Origin of the sequence: Flavobacterium aureirubrum, from assembly GCF_038739835.1 — a bacterium.
GTDB classification, from domain to species: Bacteria; Bacteroidota; Bacteroidia; order Flavobacteriales; family Flavobacteriaceae; genus Flavobacterium; species Flavobacterium aureirubrum.
The window spans coordinates 1-3129 of the sequence record NZ_JBCGDO010000056.1; the positions used below are offsets into that span (position 1 = coordinate 1).

4 protein-coding genes are annotated in these 3129 nt (G+C 33.0%); all 4 read right to left on the bottom strand.

Annotated features, from left to right (window positions below; translation table 11 throughout):
• Window positions 1–237: 237 nt before the first annotated feature.
• The 4 genes from WFZ85_RS15815 to WFZ85_RS15830 all read right to left on the bottom strand — a co-directional run bounded on the left by WFZ85_RS15815 (window position 238) and on the right by WFZ85_RS15830 (window position 2847).
• On the bottom strand, window positions 238–807 hold the full coding sequence (locus WFZ85_RS15815; RefSeq protein ID WP_342697222.1) for a DUF5946 family protein: 570 nt from the start codon (window positions 805–807) through the stop codon (window positions 238–240).
• A gap of 72 nt (window positions 808–879) precedes the next feature.
• Window positions 880–1437: a GNAT family N-acetyltransferase gene (locus tag WFZ85_RS15820; protein WP_342697223.1), complete on the bottom strand. Its 558-nt coding sequence runs from the start codon at window positions 1435–1437 to the stop codon at window positions 880–882.
• 528 nt (window positions 1438–1965) lie between these two features.
• Window positions 1966–2424 (bottom strand): MarR family winged helix-turn-helix transcriptional regulator, encoded by a 459-nt coding sequence (locus WFZ85_RS15825; protein ID WP_342697224.1) that lies wholly within the window; start codon window positions 2422–2424, stop codon window positions 1966–1968.
• A 6-nt stretch (window positions 2425–2430) separates the two neighbouring features.
• Window positions 2431–2847, bottom strand: coding sequence for an SRPBCC family protein (locus WFZ85_RS15830; RefSeq protein ID WP_342697225.1), 417 nt, complete (start codon window positions 2845–2847; stop codon window positions 2431–2433).
• Window positions 2848–3129 lie beyond the last annotated feature (282 nt).

The following is a 3129-nucleotide window of genomic DNA, read 5'->3' on the forward strand; positions in this document are numbered from 1 at the left end:
AGTATTAAAAACCATCCATTTTAACCCAAGTTGTTTCCCTAAAACAAGGAAAGAACTTGGCTTTTATAAAATCAGTCTTTTTAGACTTAAAAAACTCGTTTGTAAGCACTCCAAGTTTTACAACTTTAAATTATAACTAAAAAACTAACCTCCTTAAAATAGCTTCTAAAGAGGTTACTTTTTATAAATATTTTAAAATTTTAGTTTTTTATTGAGGTTGTGCAACAGTTACTGCTGTTAGCGGTTCGTTGTTTTTCTGCCTTGTGTTTTTCCATAGTAATTGTTGTCTAAAAAGCCGTCAGCAATTTGAGAAACTATTGAATGGCTTGAATTCCAAGAATAATATACTTCGTCCGCCCATTTTTTTATTAGTTCAATACATTCGTCTACTGTTGTCGCCTTAGTCAGGTCTTTTGCGGTAATTTCACCTCTGTCTAATGGTTTCGGGACCACAAGAAATTCATTAGGTCTATTTTGTTTATAATCGTTCAAAAAGTCGCTTAGCAACGGAGATTTTTTGTAGTCCCAAGTTTGCTTTTTATCAAGTATCAAATTCAACCTTGTCAAATGAAAATGATTGCTCCATCGTCCGTGAATTTCTGGATGTTGTAAAGCATGTGCGTCAACACTTAAAAATCTTGATATGTGATGTTCTGAATTATTAAAGTCCAAAAGCTGAAGTCCATTGTTATAATTGTCCATACAGTCAAAGATGCCTTTTTGATAGTCTGCACCACAAAACTGACATCTTCCTTTGTCGAGGAGAATTACACCATTTTTATTTGCTTGGTCTATAAAGTCTTGCATTATTTCTTTGTATTTAATCGTGATTTGTGTGCATCGTGCTTTAATGGAAGCTATCAGTGGTTCGTTGTTCTATCATTTTTTATTGGCAATATATTCATTGTGCAACAGTGAATAAACAACTGAATCTACAAATTTGCCTGCTATAAGATAATGTTGTCTTAATAATCCTTCTTTAATGAAGAAATTGTTCTCGATGATTTTCAAAGAAGGAATGTTATAACTTCCAACAAGGGCTTCGATTCTGTGTAATTTCAATTCATTAAAGCCATAGTCAATAATTGAACTAACAGCTTCGGTCATCAATCCTTTTCTTTTAAAATTCTCATCAGAAATAGTGTAACCTATTTCTGCGCGCTGATGTTCTTTATTCCAATTATGAAGTCCACATCGACCAATTATTAATTTTGTTGTTTTTTCTGTCAGCATAAAGAGTATGAAACCCCTATTATAGGATGCATATCCATTCTTGTACTTATATTCTTCCATTTGATAATCTTCGTCTGTTCGGTGTCCTAATATTTTCTTTATTTCGTCCCTGCTGAAATTTTCAAAAATAAAAGTCATATCCTGAGATGAATAACCAGTCAGTTTTAGTCTTTGAGTTTCAATTATTACAGGTTCCAATTTCATTTTATGTTTATGCCTTTTATTTTCTGAATCATCCTTTACAATGACCGCTAACGTCAGACTGTGAAAAAACCTCCACAATCCTTGCACCAAATATAGTAAAATAGTTGTAAGAAAGTTATAGTTTTTTTATCTTTAACGATGCAACATATACAAGGAATAGCTCGCAACCAACTGCAAGTAAGCAGTCTAGAAGACACTGTTAGTCAGGACAATCCTGTTCTCCCGAAGCGTCGGGATTATAGATGCTTTCGTTAACCTTATCGATTTATAGAAAATAGGATTTACGCCAAGAGTATTAAAAACCATCCATTTTAACCCAAGTTGTTTCCCTAAAACAAGGAAAGAACTTGGCTTTTATAAAATCAGTCTTTTTAGACTTAAAAAACTCGTTTGTAAGCACTCCAAGTTTTACAACTTTGAATTATAACTAAAAAACTAACCTCCTTAAAATAGCTTCTAAAGAGGTTACTTTTTATAAATATTTTAAAATTTTAGTTTTTTATTGAGGTTGTGCAACAGTTACGCCTGTTATGTGCCGTTTTTTTTGTCAAGTAGTGTATTTAGTTTGTTATTAAATTCTTTTGTTTTGTTGTCAAGTGAGCCAAAGAACGATCTGTCAAATTGTTCAACTGTCTTAATTGCTTGTTTAATATTCTTAAGTCCAATTTCAGTAAGTCCAACCGTTTTTGCTCTTGTGTCTGTTTCGTGTTCCTGTCGTTTGATAAGTCCTTTCTTTTGTAAGGTTCTCAAAACTGTAGAAGTTGTCATTGGGTCAATTTTGGTGTGGTTAGATAACAAAATTTGTGTTACACTTTGTTTGTCAAGCGTCAGCCAATGAATACTCGCAAGTAATACAAATTGTGAATGTGTCAATTCATATTTCTCCAATGCTTTTTTGATTTCACGTTGCCACAAGTTTGTTACTTGCCACAATAAAAACCCTGTACTTTCTTCGGATTTGTCAAAACTAAAATCTGTCTTTGTCATTCTGTTTTAGTTTTTTTCTGCAAGTTCAATTAGTTTCTCAACTGCAATAGGTAGTCCAACTTTGATTTTACTTCCAATTACTTTTGAAAAAAAGAAAGTCATAATACCTGTCATTACAACCTTATGTGTAATTTCAAGTCCGTCTTTGGTTTCTGTCATTGTATGGATAAAGTCCATTTTACAAAGTGGTAAAAAGCTTCTGTCTGTAAATGATTTAAAGTTACTACATTCAATCATTTCAAATTTTGTTTTTGGTCCGCCTACTGGTTTCAAAACTCCTTTTGTCCCCGTTTGGAATTGTCCAAATAGTTCAGAGGTTTCCACTTCTGCGTCCCAAACATTCCAATTAGAAACGTCTGCCCAAAGTTTCCAAATTTGTTCTTTTGTTGCTGTCGTTTTACGACTTACTTCTGTTGTCCACATACTAAAATATTTTGTCTGACGAAATTGTCGGTACAAATATAATATGTGTACATATAATAAGCAAATTTATTTTCTTCTCGGGTCAGTTTGTCGGTTTGGGTGCGTCTCGGTAAAATGGCACATAACGTCAGACTGTGAAAAAACATCACAATCCTTGCACCAAATATAGTAAAATAGTTGTAAGAAAGTTATAGTTTTTTTATCTTTAACGATGCAACATATACAAGGAATAGCTCGCAACCAACTACAAGTAAGCAGTCTAGAAGACACCATCAGACAGGA

Bases quoted from the DNA above. Each gene is read 5' to 3' on its own strand.
- WFZ85_RS15815 (WP_342697222.1), bottom strand. From the start codon at position 807: ATGCAAGACTTTATAGACCAAGCAAATAAAAATGGTGTAATTCTCCTC.
- WFZ85_RS15820 (WP_342697223.1), bottom strand. From the start codon at position 1,437: ATGAAATTGGAACCTGTAATAATTGAAACTCAAAGACTAAAACTGACT.
- WFZ85_RS15825 (WP_342697224.1), bottom strand. From the start codon at position 2,424: ATGACAAAGACAGATTTTAGTTTTGACAAATCCGAAGAAAGTACAGGG.
- WFZ85_RS15830 (WP_342697225.1), bottom strand. From the start codon at position 2,847: ATGTGGACAACAGAAGTAAGTCGTAAAACGACAGCAACAAAAGAACAA.